The 17,727-nt window shown below is 43.3% G+C and carries 14 protein-coding genes and 1 pseudogene; 12 read left to right on the forward strand and 3 right to left on the reverse strand.

Annotated elements, in window-relative coordinates; genetic code table 11:
• The first annotated feature begins 2 nt into the window (after positions 1-2).
• The 12 genes and pseudogenes from GXP67_RS30465 to GXP67_RS30520 all read left to right on the forward strand — a co-directional run bounded on the left by GXP67_RS30465 (position 3) and on the right by GXP67_RS30520 (position 15,322).
• Positions 3-1,409 (forward strand): DUF1593 domain-containing protein, encoded by a 1,407-nt coding sequence (locus tag GXP67_RS30465; protein ID WP_162446634.1) that lies wholly within the window; start codon positions 3-5, stop codon positions 1,407-1,409.
• A gap of 86 nt (positions 1,410-1,495) precedes the next feature.
• On the forward strand, positions 1,496-2,410 hold the full coding sequence (locus tag GXP67_RS30470; protein ID WP_162446635.1) for a D-ribose ABC transporter substrate-binding protein: 915 nt from the start codon (positions 1,496-1,498) through the stop codon (positions 2,408-2,410).
• Positions 2,411-2,413: 3 nt separating this feature from the next.
• Positions 2,414-3,049, forward strand: a complete 636-nt coding sequence (locus GXP67_RS30475; protein ID WP_162446636.1) for a DUF2291 domain-containing protein — start codon at positions 2,414-2,416, stop codon at positions 3,047-3,049.
• A 24-nt stretch (positions 3,050-3,073) separates the two neighbouring features.
• A complete protein-coding gene (locus GXP67_RS30480) occupies positions 3,074-4,579 on the forward strand; it encodes a sugar ABC transporter ATP-binding protein (protein ID WP_162446637.1) in 1,506 nt (501 codons plus the stop codon).
• Positions 4,580-4,590: 11 nt separating this feature from the next.
• The gene (locus tag GXP67_RS30485; RefSeq protein WP_162446638.1) at positions 4,591-5,634 is read left to right on the forward strand and encodes an ABC transporter permease; all 1,044 of its coding nucleotides are present in this window, start codon (positions 4,591-4,593) and stop codon (positions 5,632-5,634) included.
• A gap of 355 nt (positions 5,635-5,989) precedes the next feature.
• Positions 5,990-7,474, forward strand: a complete 1,485-nt coding sequence (locus tag GXP67_RS30490; RefSeq protein ID WP_162446639.1) for an FGGY family carbohydrate kinase — start codon at positions 5,990-5,992, stop codon at positions 7,472-7,474.
• A gap of 65 nt (positions 7,475-7,539) precedes the next feature.
• Positions 7,540-8,697 carry an esterase gene (locus GXP67_RS30495; RefSeq protein ID WP_162446640.1) on the forward strand — a complete coding sequence of 386 codons (1,158 nt, stop codon included), beginning with the start codon at positions 7,540-7,542 and terminating at the stop codon, positions 8,695-8,697.
• A 62-nt stretch (positions 8,698-8,759) separates the two neighbouring features.
• Positions 8,760-10,184 (forward strand): DUF1593 domain-containing protein, encoded by a 1,425-nt coding sequence (locus tag GXP67_RS30500; RefSeq protein ID WP_232064689.1) that lies wholly within the window; start codon positions 8,760-8,762, stop codon positions 10,182-10,184.
• 42 nt (positions 10,185-10,226) lie between these two features.
• A complete protein-coding gene (locus GXP67_RS30505) occupies positions 10,227-11,735 on the forward strand; it encodes a DUF1593 domain-containing protein (RefSeq protein WP_162446641.1) in 1,509 nt (502 codons plus the stop codon).
• A gap of 79 nt (positions 11,736-11,814) precedes the next feature.
• The gene (locus GXP67_RS30510; RefSeq protein WP_162446642.1) at positions 11,815-12,510 is read left to right on the forward strand and encodes a DUF6624 domain-containing protein; all 696 of its coding nucleotides are present in this window, start codon (positions 11,815-11,817) and stop codon (positions 12,508-12,510) included.
• A gap of 125 nt (positions 12,511-12,635) precedes the next feature.
• A pseudogene (gene ribB, locus GXP67_RS30515) lies at positions 12,636-13,799 on the forward strand (3,4-dihydroxy-2-butanone-4-phosphate synthase); the annotation flags it as partial.
• Between the two features lie 242 nt (positions 13,800-14,041).
• Positions 14,042-15,322 (forward strand): PQQ-dependent sugar dehydrogenase, encoded by a 1,281-nt coding sequence (locus GXP67_RS30520; RefSeq protein WP_232064692.1) that lies wholly within the window; start codon positions 14,042-14,044, stop codon positions 15,320-15,322.
• Between the two features lie 143 nt (positions 15,323-15,465).
• Here the strand turns inward: GXP67_RS30520 and GXP67_RS30525 are convergent, their stop codons facing one another.
• The 3 genes from GXP67_RS30525 to GXP67_RS30535 all read right to left on the reverse strand — a co-directional run bounded on the left by GXP67_RS30525 (position 15,466) and on the right by GXP67_RS30535 (position 17,703).
• Positions 15,466-15,723, reverse strand: coding sequence for an Atu4866 domain-containing protein (locus tag GXP67_RS30525; RefSeq protein ID WP_197901587.1), 258 nt, complete (start codon positions 15,721-15,723; stop codon positions 15,466-15,468).
• Positions 15,724-15,866: 143 nt separating this feature from the next.
• Positions 15,867-16,709, reverse strand: coding sequence for an oxidoreductase (locus GXP67_RS30530; RefSeq protein WP_162446644.1), 843 nt, complete (start codon positions 16,707-16,709; stop codon positions 15,867-15,869).
• Positions 16,710-16,797: 88 nt separating this feature from the next.
• On the reverse strand, positions 16,798-17,703 hold the full coding sequence (locus GXP67_RS30535) for a helix-turn-helix domain-containing protein (RefSeq protein WP_162446645.1): 906 nt from the start codon (positions 17,701-17,703) through the stop codon (positions 16,798-16,800).
• Positions 17,704-17,727: the final 24 nt, after the last annotated feature.

The raw sequence follows: 17,727 nt of genomic DNA on the forward strand, positions 1-17,727 counted from the left end.
ATATGAAAGCCACCATCCAACTAGTCATTCTACTCATATTGTCATCAGCAATTTGCAGCGCACAAATCACCAATCAGAAATTACGGGTTCTGGTGTTAACCGATATTGAAAATGAACCGGATGATGCCCAATCCATGGTCCGTTTTCTGACGTATTCCAACCAATGGGATGTGGAAGGTTTGATTGCCACTACTTCCATTCATCAGCAGAAAAGAGTTGCGCCGGAGAAGATCAAAGAAATAGTAACGGCATACGGTAAAGTCCGCAGTAATTTACTGCTGCATGAGAAAGGATACCCTGAAACAAACTATCTACTAAGTATTGTGAAAGAAGGCTTTCCCAATTATGGCATGGAAGCCGTAGGCGCTGGCAAAGACTCACCAGGTTCGGACTGGATCATTTCTGTAGTAGATAAAAAAGACGAACGCCCGGTCTGGATCCCAGTTTGGGGTGGCGCTAACTGCCTGGCACAAGCACTCTGGAAAGTAAAAATGACCCGTTCCCCGGAAGAAGTAGATCAATTTGTTTCGAAACTGAGGGTATATACTATTTCCGATCAGGATGATTCAGGACCCTGGATTCGTAAGACTTTTCCTGGATTGTTTTACATTGCCAGTCCTGGATTTCATGCTGGGGGTGCCTATCATCATGCTACCTGGAGTGGCATCAGTGGCGATAAATTTCATGGCCGTTTTACAGGCGCAGATTTTAGTCTGGTAGATAATCCCTGGCTTGATGAAAATATCCGTAAAAATCATGGTCCCTTAGGCGCCCTGCATCCACATACAGAATTTCTGATGGAAGGAGATACACCTACCTTTTTATTCTTAATCAATAATGGCTTAAGCGATCCCGAACACCCGAATTATGGCAGCTGGGGCGGACGGTATGAATACTACACTCCCAGAGTGAGAAAATGGTTATACGAACCAGAAACCAGGCCATTCTGGTCGGATGCAGAAGATGAAGTAATAGGGGTTGATGGAAATTATCATTCCAGTAACAAGGCTACCATCTGGCGCTGGCGGCAGGCATATCAGCACGATTTTGCTGCCCGGATAGACTGGACGGTAAAGCCCTATAAAGAAGCCAATCACCCGCCTGTTGCCGTTTTGGGCCATCCTAATAAGCTACAGGTAAAGAGTGGAGAAAAAATTAATTTAAGTGCAGAGGGTTCCAAAGATCCGGATGGGAATACATTATCGTATGAATGGATTTATTACCGGGAAGTAGGCACTTTTGAAAGTAGCAGAACCTTAGAAATTGGTGATAAGACTAACAAAAATGCTTCCCTTATTGCGCCTAAAGTAACCAAGCCCGAAACGCTTCATGTGATATTAGCAGTCACAGATAATGGTACTCCTTCGCTTACCAGGTATCAGCGGGTCATTGTAACAGTAATGCCTTAAAAACATTCGAAAGAGCATATAATTTTTTGACTCGAAAAAATATGATTTTATCACGAATAAATTGGCACAAGATACAGTTAGTGTTCATGCTTCTGGTGCTGGTGGCAGGCAACGGCTGTAATCGGAATCCTGGTGCAGAAAAGAAAAAAATAGCCGTTATTATTTCTACCCTCAATAATCCCTGGTTTGTAGTGCTGGCCGAAACGGCTGCCTCAGAAGCACAAGCACTAGGCTACGAAGCCAAAATTTTTGATTCCCAGAATAATACCGCCTTAGAAACAGATCACTTTGAAAATGCCCTTGCTTCCGGCTACAACGCTATCTTGTTTAATCCGACCGACGCAGATGGCTCTGTTGTGAATGTACTAAAAGCAAAAGCAGCGGAAGTACCGGTTTTTTGTATGGACCGGGAAGTAAACGCAGCAGATGCAACTACCTCCCAGATACTATCAGACAGCTATTCCGGGTGTGTGGCTTTAGGAAAATACTTTGTGCAAACCCTGAACAAAAAAGGGCAATACGTGGAATTACTGGGCCTGGTAGGCGACAACAACACCTGGAGCCGTTCTAAAGGTTTCCACAGCGTAGTTGATAATTACCCTGACCTGAAAATGGTAGCCCAGCAAAACGCCGATTTTGACCGGAACAAAGCGATGGAAGTGCTGGAATCTATTTTACAGGCGCACCCGGATATAAATGCGGTTTTCTGTGGCAATGATGCCATGGCTATGGGCGCTTACCAGGCCATAATAGCCGCCGGCATTGCCGACAAAGTAAAAGTATTCGGATTTGATGGAGCCGACGATGTGGTAGCCTCTATCAACAGCGGCAAAATTATAGCTACTGGCATGCAGTTTCCCAAAGTAATGGCCAAAACGGCAGCAACTTTTGCCGATGAGTATTTTAAGGGAAAACGTGATTTTCCTAAAAAAATGCCGGTAGCGGTAGAAATGGTATCCGGGAAGAATGTAGCCTATTATGTGTCTCCTACAAAAGACTAAATCATGCAGAGAAAAGCAATAAAATATATAGTAGCAGGAATGGTGTTTTTGATAGTAGTCTACAATTCCGTCTATTTCAAAAGCTTAAGCGAAGTAAAAGCCGCTGCCGTCTCTGGTGCATTTGATGCCCGTTCGTACGCTCTCAACTTCTGGAATGAGCAATTGATGCCGGGTTTAAGCAAAGCAGTAGAAGTTAGCCAACTAATTACACAATTGGAAAGAGATAAGGAAAATGCATTTAACACACATTCACATGCCCTGGGCATTGGCAATATCCGGTATTTTCTGGTGAAAGGAGAGGGCAAAGTAACGGCCATCAATGAAAACGATATAACAGTTGTAATTCAGCCAGATTCATCTCAAAGAACAATCAAAATTGCTACTGAATTTATCTACGGCAATGCGGTGAGAGATGCATTGGGAGTCATCAAGATGAATGAGTTCAGCAATACGACAGACCTGAATTCGGTTTCGGAAGAAATTAATAAGAAAATCCGGTCGGAAGTGCTACCTCCTTTTAAAGACAGGGTGCAGAAAGGACAACTCATACAATTTACAGGAGCCATTGAATTAAACCAGCGGTACGTAAACATGAGTGAAATAGAAGTTATTCCAGTAACACTAAACCAGATGCAATAAGCTCCACTATCTACTCATAAACCCATGTTAACGGCAGAAAACATAACGAAACGGTTTTCCGGGGTAGTAGCCCTCGATAAGGTAAGCATGAAATTATATGCCGGAAAAGTAAATGCCATTATCGGGGAAAATGGAGCTGGTAAGTCAACGTTAATGAAAATTCTTTCAGGCGTTTATCCGGATTACGAAGGCCATATTATATATAAAGGGCAGCAGGTTAATTTTTCAAATCCGAAAGAAGCACAGGATGCCGGCATAGCTATTATTCACCAGGAGCTAAACCTGATTCCCTACTTAACCATTTCGGAAAATATCTTTTTGGGCCGCGAGATCACCAATCAATGGGGAATGCTCAACAAAAAAGAAATGCGGCTCAAAACCCAGCAACTCCTCGATCAACTCAAACTCAATCTTGATCCAGATACCCCCATGTATAGGTTGAAAGTAGGGCAACAGCAGGTAGTAGAAATCGCCAAAGCTTTATTGCTGGATTCGGAAGTCATTATTATGGATGAACCCACGTCTGCCATCAGTGATAGTGAAGTTGAAGTGCTGTTTGGCATTATCGAAGACCTGAAGCGGCAGAATAAAACCATTGTGTATATTTCCCATAAGCTGGATGAACTGTTCAGAATTGCCGACCGCTACATTGTTTTACGGGATGGCAAAACGATTGAATCTGGCAATATGCAGGGAATGACGCATGACCGGATTATTCAGAAAATGGTGGGCAGGGAAATCACAATTATCCGTAGGCAGACAGCCGGAAACTACACTGAAGCCATTTTATCAGTAAATGATCTTTGCCTGAAGCATCCGGTGAAAGGGAAAGAAAATCTACTCAAGCACATTTCATTCACTTTACGCAAAGGCGAGATACTTGGCATATTTGGGCTGATGGGAGCCGGACGGACAGAACTACTGGAAACCCTATTTGGTGTACACCCTAAATTAGTTAGCGGTACAATCAGCATAAATGGAAAAGAGGTTCATTTTACAACACCATCAGATGCCATTAAAACCGGAATAGCCCTAGTGCCTGAAGACCGGAAAAAAGATGGTCTGGTGTTGGGCTTAGATGTAAAAACCAACATTAGTTTAACTACGCTGGAGCACATGGAAAATCTGGGACTACTCAATGAAAATAAAGAGCTAACCCTGGCCCAAAAATATATTGGGGATCTACAAATCAAAACCTCTTCTCAAAAACAAGCTGCAAAAAACCTGAGTGGCGGAAACCAGCAGAAGATTGTACTGGCTAAATGGCTGGCAACAAATCCCAAAGTACTTTTACTGGACGAACCTACCAGAGGAATTGATATTCATGCGAAAAATGAAATTTATAAACTGATTACCAGTCTGGCCGAAAAGGGGCTGGGGATCATCATGGTTTCTTCCGAGTTGCCGGAAATACTGGCTGTTTCAGATAGAGTCCTGGTAATGGCCGAAGGCTGCCTTACTGCGGAATTGCCTGTTCAGGAAGCTACGGAAGACATCATCTTAAAAGCAGCCATTCCTAAAACCATTTAATACTATATAGTATGCCAACAAAAATTTCCATTGGGAATGAAAAAATCAACAGCAGAGATCCTTTTCTGGGGAAAGCCCTTGTGAAATCAAATGGGTACAGGAATTACCTGCTTAAGTTCCAGTCGTTGATTGCCCTGCTTATACTTTGCCTGGTGATTGGCCTGTTGTCGGATAAGTTTTTTACGGCAGCCAATGCCTGGAATGTGATGAGGCAGATCTCCGTCAATATTTGCATTTCCGTAGGCATGACACTGGTAGTACTAACAGCCGGCATAGATTTATCAGTAGGGTCTGTACTGGCACTGTGTGGCGCCATCACCGCAGGTTTGCTCAAGTCCGGAATAGAAGTCCCTGCTTTTGATTTATACATCGGATTTACTTTACTCGGAGCCATCCTGGCAGGTATTACGATCGGCTCTCTGCTGGGTGCATTCAATGGCTGGACTATCACCAGATTTAACGTTCCTCCATTTGTAGCCACATTGGCCATGCTGACCATAGCCAGAGGATTGACTATGTTATGGACCAAAGGATTCCCTATTTCAGGCTTAGGCGAAAATTTTTCTTATCTGGGTACAGGATGGTTTTTAGGCATTCCTTTACCAGTATGGATATCGGGGCTGATTGTGTTTGCGGCCATTATTATCACCAATAAAACCAGAGTAGGCAGGTATATTTATGCCATTGGCGGAAACGAAAGTGCTTCAAAGCTATCTGGGATCAACATCAACAAAATCAAAATACTAGTGTACGCCATAGCAGGCGGGCTTGCAGCCATTGGAGGCTTGATTGTTACTTCCAGGCTTGATTCTGCCCAACCCAATGCCGGTTTCAGCTATGAATTGGATGCCATTGCAGCCGTAGTTATTGGAGGCACTTCCCTTTCCGGAGGCCGAGGAAGTATTTTAGGAACAGTGCAAGGTGCAATCATCATCGGTGTGTTAAACAATGGCCTCGTCCTGTTAAATGTTTCTCCCTTCTGGCAACAGGTAGTGAAAGGCTTAGTAATACTGCTGGCTGTAATTATTGATAAATCCAATGCTAAAAATGAGTAATCACATTCACATTATAATTGGTTTTCTAAACAAGAATCAAACAAAATTCCATGCGCGTGAGCCCGAAAAAACAGCGGGCAATGTGCAGGCCCTAAGTGGGGAAGCATTGACAACTACGTTGGTTCTCTTCGGCTCTCGCCTCGAGAATTCTAGCTTTTTCTTTGCTTACTTTCTTTGTAGCAATGACAAAGAAAGTAAGGACGGCGTATGAGCAAAACAGAATATCTATCAATATTATTTATCTGATTATGAGTATATAAAAATAGTTAGGTAGAGTAAAATTAGTGCATAACCTGATATTCAGTTTTATACCAACAACCAATAACGAACAACTAACAACTAACAACGATTTGGCATGCAAAGCTCCTATATACTTTCTATTGATCAGGGAACAAGCAGCACGAAAACACTCCTGTTTGATGAGGCAGGGAAAGTAATGGCCAGAGCTTCGGAGCCACTTAAATCGTATTATCATGAAGGAGGATGGGTAGAGCAGCATCCGGAAGAAATCTATGAGAATGTACTCCAGTCAGTTGAACATTGCCTCAATGAATTCAAAGCCAGAGGTGGAAATGTAGCGGCTATTGGGGCGTGTGGTATTTCTAACCAGCGGGAAACGTTTGTGGTGTGGGATGAAAAGGGCGTTCCATTATACAATGCCGTAAGCTGGCAATGTAAGCGATCTATTGGTGTTTGTGAACGGCTTACCAGGGAAGGCTTACAAGAGATGATTAAAACAAAAACCGGATTAATTATAGATCCTTATTTTTCTGGCAGCAAACTCATCTGGCTCTATGAAAACGTTGAAAAAGTAAGGCACGCCATAGATAGTGGAAAAGCTTATTTTGGTACGGTAGATACCTGGCTGCTGTACAAATTGACCGAGGGAAAAAGCTATTTTACCGATTATACCAACGCCTCCCGTACCCTGTTTTTTAACCTTCAAACCCTCCAGTGGGATGCAGAACTTCTTTCCCTCTTCGGACTATCACAGTTGAATTTGCCGGAGCCCAAACCTTCGGCTGCCTTCTTTGGTGAAACTACTTTTAATGAATTATTGAATCACCCTATCAAGATCACCAGCATGATAGGCGATTCGCATGCGGCTGCCTTTGGGGAAGGTTGTTTTACTCCCGGCACCGCTAAAGCGACATTGGGGACAGGTTGTTCGATTATGATGAACATTGGTTCAGCAGCGAAATTATCCGGGCATGGCATGATTACTACCATTTGCTGGAGCACCGAAGACCGGGTGGATTATGCCCTGGAAGGGGTAATTGTCACCTGCGGGGCTACCATCGAATGGTTAAAAAATGAGTTGGGTCTTTTTGCCGAAAGCAAAGAAACAGAGACGATGGTAAAGGCTGTTCCCAATAATGGAGGGGTATACGTAATTCCAGCCTTCAGCGGATTAGGTGCTCCCCATTGGCAAATGGACCGCAAAGCTTCTATTTCAGGACTTACATTTGGCAGTACGAAAAATCACCTGGTCCGGGCTGCACTGGAGTCTATTCCCTATCAGATCAAAGATGTGATTGTAGCGATGGAAGAAGATACAGGCATTTCATTAGCCGAACTGATGGTGAACGGCGGCATGACTTCCAACCGGTTTGTATTGCAACTCCTAGCCGACTTATTAGGGAAATCAGTAGTTAACAAAGAAATGCCTGATGTTTCTGCTAAAGGAGCTGCCTATCTGGCAGGTTTGCAAGCAGGTATTTATAAAGACCTGGATCATCTGGCAAAGCTCAACACAGAAAAAAAGATGGTAGAACCCTCAGGAAATACACAAGTACAGGCATGGTATAAAGAGTGGCAGCACATTATTACCAGTACCTAGGATCGCATTTACAAACCAATCAGCCTCTTTCTAATTCAAGCATTTATCCTATAAACCTATACCTTATGTTTAAACTATTTTTTACCTGTTGCCTGCTCATCTTATCGCTTTGTTTACAGGCGCAGAATAACGCACCGAGAATCATTTCACCTGATATTCAACCGGATAATTCAGTCATCTTCCGGATAAAAGCACCTGGTGCCTCCAGCGTAAAAGTGATCGGTACATGGGCCGCCGACTTCAAGCCAGTTCCGATGGTAAAAAAAGATTCCAGTATCTACGAAGTAAAAATCGGGCCATTGGCTTCCGATATGTATGAGTACCGTTTTATTCTCGACAGTACCATGATGCTTGATCCGAATAACAATGCTGTAACCAGAGATGGAAGTATTGTCGAGAACCGTTTGTTAATTCCAGGGAAACTAGGTGATTTGTTTGCAGCACAGAATGTACCGCATGGAAACGTTACAGCAGTCTGGTATAACTCCCCAACACTGGGTACTCAAAGAAGAATGCATATATACACCCCTCCAGGTTACGAACAGGGAAAAGATAAATATCCGGTAGTATATCTGTTACATGGCGGCGGCGGAGATGAAGAGGGGTGGATTAACCGGGGCAGGGCCAATTATATTTTCGATAACCTGATTGCTTCCAAACAAGCCGTACCCATGATTGTGGTCATTACCAACGGCAATCCCGATGCCGTTGCTGCCCCCTTGGACAGGCCGCTTAACATGCCTGTAAAGGATGCAACAGGAATTGGGGGTATGGCTTCGCTCAAATTTGAAGAAAGCCTTGTAAAAGATGTAGTACCCTATATTGAAAAAAATTACCGGGTAATTGCAGATGCAGATCACCGGGCCTTGACCGGCTTTTCGATGGGTGGCTATCAAACACAAAACATTACCAATGCCAATCCTGGGATGTTTAAATACATTGGGGTAATGAGCATGGGATTGTTCTCTTCTTTTAGAAATAACAGTGCCAATTATAACAAGGAAAAACATATTGCCCAACTGAAAGCCCTGATGGCCGCGAAGCCAAAGTATTACTGGATTGGAATTGGTAAAGATGATTTTCTCTTTGAAACTGTAACCAAACTTCGCAGCTTATACGATGAACTAGGTTTCAAATACACCTACCGCGAAAGTGAAGGCAGTCATACCTGGAAAGAATGGCGGTTGTATTTAACTGAGCTTGCACCTAAGTTTTTCAAGTAAGTCCAGGTCTTAATACTAACAATCACGGAGCCTGATTCATCCATCGATCAACAACTACCAACATGCCGCCACTAAACATGATAAGACTGATAGTAATACAGCTGGTCATATGTATTTCATTTAATGTATTTGCGCAGGTCAATACAAAACCACGGGTGCTTGTGTTATCTGATATTGAAGCCGATCCGGATGATGCCCAATCCCTGGTTCGCTTTTTATTGTATAGCAATCAGTTTGATGTGGAAGGTTTAATTGCCACTACTTCTATCCATCAGAAAACAAGAGTAGCTCCTGAAAGCATCCTTGAAATACTGGACGCGTACAAAGAAGTAAGACGAAATTTGTTAAAACACGAAAAAGGCTATCCTGCTCATCCTGAATTAGCATCTAAGGTGAAAAAAGGCTTGCCTGTGTATGGAATGGAGGGTGTAGGAGAAGGCAAAGATTCAGAGGGATCAGAATGGATCATCAAAGCACTGGAGAAGCCGGACAACCGTCCATTGTGGGTTCCTGTGTGGGGTGGCCCAAACACCTTAGCTCAAGCCTTATGGAAAATTCAAAAGACTAAAACATCTGCCGAGGCTGAAAAGCTGTATCAAAAGTTACGGGTGTATACCATCTCCGATCAGGATGATTCTGGCCCCTGGATACGGAAAAATTTTCCTGGTATTTCTTATATTGTAACACCAGGTTATAACTATGGCAAAGCTACCTGGCTGGGTATTGCATTTCCTTTGCCCGGTTCCAATACAGAAGTAACTTCCAATGACTGGCTCGCCAAACATATTCAGCAAGGACATGGACCACTGGGGGCTGCTTATCCGGATGTAGCCTATGGCATGGAAGGGGATACACCTTCTTTCCTCAACCTGATCAGCAATGGGCTGAATGATCCGGAACACCCGAATTATGGCGGCTGGGGCGGACGGTATGAATTATTCCTTCCCAAATTTGAAGACTCGAATCAAGGACAGTTCCGAAGGGAAAACTGGCCAAAAGATGAACCCGAAACCAGGCCCATCTGGACCAACACCAACGATTCCATTGTTTCGCAGGTAGATAAAAAATCCTATACCGGTAACCGGGAAACCATCTGGCGCTGGCGTACAGAATTTCAACACGATTTTGCTGCCCGGATGGACTGGTGTACCAAATCCTACAAAGAAGCCAATCATCCGCCTGTTCCCAAACTGGCACATAGTGAACAGTTCACCGTAAAGTCAGGTGCGCAGTTTCATTTAAATGCCGATGGCACAACCGATCCTGATGGCGATTCAATGAGTTATTTATGGTTTCAATATCCCGAAGCCGGAACCTATAAAGGCATTGTCAGTTTCAGACCCTATTCGCCGAATTTATATGACCTGCCCATTACCGCACCAGTGGTGGACAGTCCGCAAACCGTTCATTTTATCTTAAAAGTGACCGATAAAGGAACACCTGCCTTAAGCAGTTATAAGCGCGTGATTGTAACCGTAACGCCATAAGGCAAACCATTTTTTCCAGTAATGCAAAAACATTAAAATTATATGAAGCATAGTAAAGTTACCCTATTCATACTCGTTTGCGTGTTAGCACTTGCTCAACAAGTACTGGCGCAAACAAACCCTTCAAAACCCCGCACCATTGTTACCACCGATGGTGAAGTGGACGATGTAGATACTTTCATCCGGATGCTGTTGTACGCCAATGAATTCGATATTGTAGGCCTGGTCTACAGCAGTTCGCAGTGGCATTATTCGGGAGATGGCAAAGGTACAAAATTTACTTCCGAAATGGAAAATACTGCCAAACGGTATGGGGAACGTACAGAACTCCGGTGGCCTGGTACCGACTGGATGCAACTCTATATTGGTAAGTATGGCAAAGTATATAACAATTTAACAAAACATGCAAAAGGGTACCCTACACCTGAGTACCTGAATAGTATTATCCGGGTGGGCAATATCGAGTTTGAAGGAGAAATGAGTAAAGATACCGAAGGCTCGGATTTTATTAAAAAAATTCTCCTTGACAATAATTCAAGTCCGGTCTATCTGCAAATCTGGGGCGGAACCAATACAGTAGCCCGTGCCTTGAAATCTATAGAAGATGAGTATAAGAACACAGCAAAATGGGCAGATATTTATAAAAAAGTATCTCAGAAAGCCATCATCTATGCAGTACTTGACCAGGATGCTACGTATCAGAAATATGTGGCTCCCAACTGGCCTCAAATCAGGGTACTCTATAATTCAGATCAGTTCTGGAGTTTTGCTTATCTGTGGCCAAGAGTAGTGCCAACAGAATTACAGACCTACCTGAGTGGCCCCTGGTTTAAAGAGAATATAAAGTTTAATCACGGGCCTTTGCTGGATGGATATTATACCTGGGGAGATGGGCAGAAACTTCCCGGTGATCCGGAACATACGCATGGCGATATGGAGGAGGCAAAAAAATATAAGCGCAGCCAGTATGACTTTATCTCGGAAGGTGATTCTCCGGCTTACTTTTACCTGCTCGATGTGGGATTGCGGAGTATGGAGGATGCTTCTTATGGCGGCTGGGGCGGCCGTATGGTACAATCTGAGAAGAACCCTCACCGCTGGGAAGATGGAAAACATGTAACCGACTATAATCCATATACAAAGAAAAACGATGCCGCCTACCCTCAAACCCGTTGGGTAAATGTATTGCAGAATGATTTTGCTGCCCGTGCCGACTGGTGTGTGAAGTCTTACAAAGAAGCCAACCATTCCCCTGTAGTGAAACTAACACATGCAAAGGATCTTCAGGTAAAGCCTGGCCAACAGGTACAATTGAGTGGCTCAGCCACCGACCCCGATGGCGATAAGGTGTCTTACCGCTGGTGGCAATACGAAGAAGTAGATAGCTACGAAGGTAAAATAGCTATCCAACAAGCAGATCAGGCAAAAGCTTCTTTTACAGTTCCCAAAGATGCACCCACTGGAAAAACCATTCATATTATCCTGGAAGTAACGGATTCAAAAGAACCAAAACTTACCCGTTATCAGCGGGTAATTGCAACAATTAATTAGTTGTGACAGAGTAGCAAATGTCTTCTTAATATAGTAAGTTGTTCTGTAATCAATATATCAGTTCACCTACAGGTAAATCATGGTAAAGAACATCCGGAAAGTTATTCTTTTGCTTATTCTATTGATTGGCTGCACACAATTCTCCCAAGGTCAATCCAGAAAAGAAGCGCTTACACCGGGTAAATTGCAGCAAATTAGAAATATGTTAGATAGTATACTTGTTGAAGATCAGAAATATAGGAGCAATATTGAAGAAAATATAAAAAAATATGGCCATGAATCTGAACAGGTGAAAAAGCAAATCAAAATTATGAGAAAGACAGACTCCAGCAATCTGGTAGTCGTTGAGAAGATACTTGATACCTATGGTTGGTTATACCCGGAACAAATTGGAAAAAGAGCCAATTCAACTCTATTTTTAGTCATCCAGCATTCTAATCAACAAACGCAGGAGAAATACCTGCCCATGATGCGGCAGGCAGTGAGAGAAGGTAAAGCCCTTCCGCAAGATCTGGCATTGCTCGAAGACCGCATTCTGTTAGGAAAAGGAGAACTACAGGTATATGGAAGTCAGATTGGCACTGATCCACAAACCGGAGAAATGTATGTATTGCCAGTAGTAGACCCTGACCGGATAAATGAACGCAGAACAAAAGTGGGGTTAGATTCTATAGAAGAGTATATATCTCACTGGAATATAAAGTGGGATATAGAAGATTACAAAAAGAAATTGCCTAAGTGGATCAAAAACCTGAAAGAAGAAAGAAAAAAATAAAGCAACTACACTCGAATGATCAGCTATTAATTCAAAGTTAAGTCCATCCGGTAAAATGTAAGTTCAGCAGAAGTCATACATTTGTATTTCTAACTAAGGTTCACCACCGACTAATGCAATAGAATATGAATGATGACAGCACAGAAATAAAACTGGATACCATCGAAGAAGCAATTGCAGAAATCCGCAAGGGCAAAGTCATTATTGTAGTAGATGATGAAGACCGGGAAAATGAGGGAGATATGATCTGTGCGGCAGAGTGCGTTACGCCTGAAATTATCAATTTTATGCGTAAAGATGCAGGAGGCCTTATTTGCGTGCCGCTTACCGAGCAACGTTGTGCAGAACTGGAGCTTGAACTGATGGTAGGAAGGAATACTGCTACACACGAAACCCCGTTCACTGTTTCGGTAGATTTATTGGGATATGGTTGTACAACTGGTATTTCTGCCAGTGACCGCTCTAAAACTATTCAGGCACTTGTAAACCTTGCCACCCGGCCTGAAGAATTAGGCCGCCCAGGGCATATTTTTCCTTTACGGGCTAAAGAGGGAGGGGTACTCCGCCGTACCGGACATACAGAAGCTGCCATTGATTTTGCCCGGCTGGCCGGGCTTGCACCTGCCGGAGTGCTGGTAGAAATTTTGCATGACGATGGAACCATGGCCCGCTTGCCGGATCTCCGGAAAATGGCTGATAAACATGGCCTGAAACTGGTTTCTATCAAAGATTTGATTCAGTACCGTTTGATGAAAGAAAGTTTGATTAAGCGGGAAATTGCCATACACTTACCTACGCAATGGGGAGATTTTGATTTGATTGCCTACCGCCAGATTGATTCCGGTGAATTACACCTGGCTTTGGTAAAAGGCACATGGCAAGTAAATGAACCAGTCCTTGTACGCGTACATTCCTCCTGTGCCACTGGCGATATATTTGGTTCATGCCGGTGTGGGTGTAAATCCCAGCTGAAAACAGCCATGCAGATGGTAGAAAAAGCGAATCAAGGGATTATTCTCTATATGAATGCCACCGGTAAGGATAATCACTTGCTCAGCCAGCTAAAAGCCTATAAGCTGGAAGAAATGGATCAGAATGTACATACACCTGTAAAGCCAGAAACCCTTTCCCAGGTAGACGAACGTGACTATGGGGTGGGCGCTCAAATATTGCGGGATCTAGGGATTTCTAAGCTAAAGTTGATTACTACGCATCCTAAAAAACGGGCAGGAATCATAGGGTATGGCCTGGAAATAGTTCAGTACGTACACTTTGAAACTGATGCGAATTAAAAGCAGTACTTGATATATCAGGTATGAAACCGGAAGGACTATAGGCTGTCTGAATTTTTCTTTTCTGGCTTCTGATCAATAATTGCGAAGGTGACGTATACTAGATTTTTGCTTATCAGCATGATTTTATGCAGGACTATAAATTAATTTTTACACTTATATTGACTAAGAATTGAAAATGTTTGTACAAAAGCAGACCTTTATCTTTGAGTAATACGCAAACTTCTTACAACACAAATATGAGAAAGAACCTAATGCCTAAATTAAGGCTAACTATGGTAACTGCAGCTACACTTGCACTTGCCTCCTGCGGAAGTAATTCTTCTGATTCTTCCCAGGCAGCCAACAATGACACAACGGCCACAGCTACCGCTACGGAAACAACGCTTGCTGCCGTAGAAACCAAAGAACCTAATACCTCTTATCAACCTTCATTTGCTGGGCAAACAAGGATTGCAGGAATCAAATCCACTACTGCCTATGAAGGTAAAGTGCTGTCAAGCGATCTTAAAAATCCATGGGGTATCACAAGTTTGCCAGATGGCCGGCTGCTGATTACACAGAAATCCGGTGCCATGCGCATCGCCAGTGCAACAGGGGAGCTAAGTGATTCCATTTCCGGCATTCCACGTGTTGATGCACAAGGACAAGGAGGACTTCTGGGCGTGAGAGTTGATCCGAACTTTGCGCAAAACCGGATGGTGTACTGGGTATTTGCGGAGCCACGTCCGGACGGAAATTTAACGGCCGTAGCCAAAGGAAAACTTTCAGCGGATGAAAAAAAGATAGAAGGGGCCAAAGTTATTTATCGGGCTACTCCGGCATATAAAGGCAAATTGCATTACGGTGGAAGAATTGTTTTTGATAAGGATGGAAACCTGTTTGTAAGTACTGGCGAACGTTCCGACACTGTAACCAGGCCACAGGCACAACATCTGAATTCTGGTCTTGGAAAAGTGGTCCGGATTACCAAAGAGGGAAAACCGGTAGCAGGGAATCCCTTTGAAGGAAAATCTGAGGCTAGACCAGAATTGTATTCCTATGGTCACCGGAATGTGCAGGGCCTTGCATTCCACCCGCAGACTGGAGACTTGTGGGAAAATGAATTTGGCCCGAGGGGTGGTGACGAATTAAACCGGATTGAGGCCGGTAAAAATTATGGCTGGCCTACTATCACTTATGGAATTGAATATGCCGGTGGTAAAGTAGGAGAGGGCATCCAGCAAAAAGACGGAATGGAACAGCCGGTGTATTATTGGGACCCTTCTATCTCCCCAAGCGGAATGACTTTCTACAGCGGTGATGCAATTCCTGAGTGGAAAAACAACCTGTTCATTGGCTCACTCAGCGGAATGCATATTGCCCGGCTGGTGATAGAAAATAATAAGGTGGTTGGTGAAGAACGTTTGCTGGTGGAAGAGAACCAGCGGTTCAGAGATGTAACTCAGGGCACAGATGGCGCTTTGTATGCGATTACTGATCAGGGCAGGTTATACCGGATATTTACAAAAGTACAATAACCAGATAACCTGTTTAGAAGCCAGTAAAATCGTTTTTATATCGGCGTTTTCCCAGAATTACATTATAGTTATAAAATCATAAAAGCTGAAGTACACACTTCAGCTTTTATGATTTTATAACTATCACTTTTGTAATTGGGCGCTTAATCGGCTTTTTTGTATAGTACCATTCCGGCATGGTACAGGATGCCCTCTCTAAATTCTCCATCAGCAGTAAATCCAGTATCATCTGTATAGTCGATATGGTTGGCTTTCACTGTATACCTTCCCTGATAGGCACTTTTTCGATTGCCTCTGGCTTCGTCATAGCGATTGTTTGGGAGCAGTTCGTGCTTTATAAAGCCGTCGGCTGTCACCCACATCCCAATATATTCTTTCGTTTCTTCCATAGATTTCTTCATGGTTTGTCGGTTTATCAGTTGGTTTATAGTAGTATTTGTGCCCGGAACGGATTTTCCGGTAGTTTGCTCATGTGTTTGCCCCTTACATAAACTTGTGCTCAACAAAGCGATAAGAATACAGACTCGCTTACTTTTCAAACTCGTCAAAGATTAGTGGAAGATGAAAGTTCTCTCCATTGGGCAATTTCTGAGTTAATCGTTTCTATTTTTTTACCGGCCAGTTCCAGGGCATCGCTTCCCAAAAACAAATGAATGGGTGGATTTACCTCTTTGCTGATGGCAATTAAAGCATCAGCTGCTTTTTCAGGATCACCTGGCTGGCTGCCATCCATCTGCTGTTGGTGAAAAGCCTCAGATTGCCTGGCTGCTTCGTAGGCTTCAATAGGATTGGCAGGCGTAATAAGTGATTCTTTAGATAAAAAATGGGTGCGGAAATAACCTGGATATACCACAGTTGCATGCAGGCCAAATCCTTTCACTTCTGCTGCCAGGGCTTCGGTAAAACCAGCTACCGCAAACTTGGTGGCGCAATATATTCCCCATCCGGCAAAGGCTCCGCTGAATCCGCCGATAGAGGCAATATTGAATATGTGTCCGCTTCCTTGTTCACGTAAGTGTGGCATTACATAGCGGATTACATGGAGCGAACCAAATACATTTACCTCAAAATTCTGCTTTACTTCGCTGGCAGTTAATTCTTCCAGGGTGCCGGTTTGCCCATAGCCCGCATTATTCACGACTACATCAATCCGGCCAAACTTTTGTATCGCTTCTTTGATGCCTTGCTGAACTTGCTGCTCATCGGTCAGGCTGATCTCCAGTGGAAGAAAGCGGTCACCTGCTTGCCCGAAAGCTTCTTGTAATTCCTTTTTATTGCGGGAAGTTGCAATTACTTTTGCCCCGCTTACTAATACTTTTTTAGCCAGGGCAAGTCCAAGTCCTTTGGAAGCCCCGGTAATCAACCAGACTTTCTCTGTTGTATCCATCAGTATATTGTTTAAATAAGTGATGGTACAAAACTAGTGCAGGTAAGTGGACGGATGCATACGAAATGCAAACCAAAAGATGCAAAATTCAAACAATCGCTTTTCTGAAGGAAGCTGGAGAGGTCTGAAAACTCTTTTTGAAAAAATTAATAAAATGCGGCGTTTCTTCAAAGCCCAGACACCAGGCGATCTGGGAAATATTCCAGTCGGTATGTTTTAGTAATGCTCTTGCTTCCTGAATTACTCTTTCATTGATCAGTTGCGAGGTGGTTTTCCCGGTAGTCTCCTTCAGGGAGCGGTTCAAGTGATTTACATGGACTGCCAGCTGGTCAGCGAAGGCCGCTGGTGAACGCAAAGAAATCCGCTGCATAGGAGATTCAATGGGAAATTGCCTTTCTAATAGTTCTATGAACAGAGAAGAAACCCGTAAAGAGGCATTGGACTGGCTATAAAGCGAACTGGTAGCAGGCTTCATTTTTAAGGCCGCATGAATCAATTCAAATACCAGATTTCTTAATACATTGTATTTGTACACAAAATCAGACGTGATTTCCTGCTGCATTTTCAGGAAAATAGTTTTTACTTCGTCTACCTTGGTATCGGTTAAAACAAAAATAGGATTTCCGCCAGGTTTGAACATCGGATAGTCTTTGATATTGCCGAAATGTTCAAAAAATGACTCTGTGTAAATGCAAAAATAGCCCGATTGTACATCAGCCAGGGATTCCCAGTTATATGGAACATGCGGATTGGCAAAAAGCAAGGCTTGTTTTTCTATTTCAACAACTTTATCAGCGTAGTGAATCCTGTTTTTACCCACAATCAGACTGATTTTATAATAATTTTTACGGCTATATGGAATAGGTTTAGCGCTTGGCCCTACAAACTCATCCAGCCTGAACACATTAAAGTGGCCCATCTCTTTCTTAAGCTCAGGAGGCAGCCATTGTAATTTGGAAAGGTAAAATTCCTCCAGACTTTGTGATTTTTCCATCAGGTAAAGTTATATAAATCAAAC

It is taken from the genome of Rhodocytophaga rosea (genome assembly GCF_010119975.1).
GTDB lineage: Bacteria > Bacteroidota > Bacteroidia > Cytophagales > 172606-1 > Rhodocytophaga > Rhodocytophaga rosea.

Bases quoted from the DNA above. Each gene is read 5' to 3' on its own strand.
- GXP67_RS30530 (WP_162446644.1), bottom strand. From the start codon at position 16,709: ATGGATACAACAGAGAAAGTCTGGTTGATTACCGGGGCTTCCAAAGGA.
- GXP67_RS30520 (WP_232064692.1), top strand. From the start codon at position 14,042: ATGAGAAAGAACCTAATGCCTAAATTAAGGCTAACTATGGTAACTGCA.
- GXP67_RS30470 (WP_162446635.1), top strand. From the start codon at position 1,496: ATGCTTCTGGTGCTGGTGGCAGGCAACGGCTGTAATCGGAATCCTGGT.
- GXP67_RS30465 (WP_162446634.1), top strand. From the start codon at position 3: ATGAAAGCCACCATCCAACTAGTCATTCTACTCATATTGTCATCAGCA.
- GXP67_RS30480 (WP_162446637.1), top strand. From the start codon at position 3,074: ATGTTAACGGCAGAAAACATAACGAAACGGTTTTCCGGGGTAGTAGCC.
- GXP67_RS30535 (WP_162446645.1), bottom strand. From the start codon at position 17,703: ATGGAAAAATCACAAAGTCTGGAGGAATTTTACCTTTCCAAATTACAA.
- GXP67_RS30500 (WP_232064689.1), top strand. From the start codon at position 8,760: ATGCCGCCACTAAACATGATAAGACTGATAGTAATACAGCTGGTCATA.
- GXP67_RS30475 (WP_162446636.1), top strand. From the start codon at position 2,414: ATGCAGAGAAAAGCAATAAAATATATAGTAGCAGGAATGGTGTTTTTG.
- GXP67_RS30505 (WP_162446641.1), top strand. From the start codon at position 10,227: ATGAAGCATAGTAAAGTTACCCTATTCATACTCGTTTGCGTGTTAGCA.
- GXP67_RS30495 (WP_162446640.1), top strand. From the start codon at position 7,540: ATGTTTAAACTATTTTTTACCTGTTGCCTGCTCATCTTATCGCTTTGT.
- GXP67_RS30485 (WP_162446638.1), top strand. From the start codon at position 4,591: ATGCCAACAAAAATTTCCATTGGGAATGAAAAAATCAACAGCAGAGAT.
- GXP67_RS30510 (WP_162446642.1), top strand. From the start codon at position 11,815: ATGGTAAAGAACATCCGGAAAGTTATTCTTTTGCTTATTCTATTGATT.
- GXP67_RS30525 (WP_197901587.1), bottom strand. From the start codon at position 15,723: ATGAAGAAATCTATGGAAGAAACGAAAGAATATATTGGGATGTGGGTG.
- GXP67_RS30490 (WP_162446639.1), top strand. From the start codon at position 5,990: ATGCAAAGCTCCTATATACTTTCTATTGATCAGGGAACAAGCAGCACG.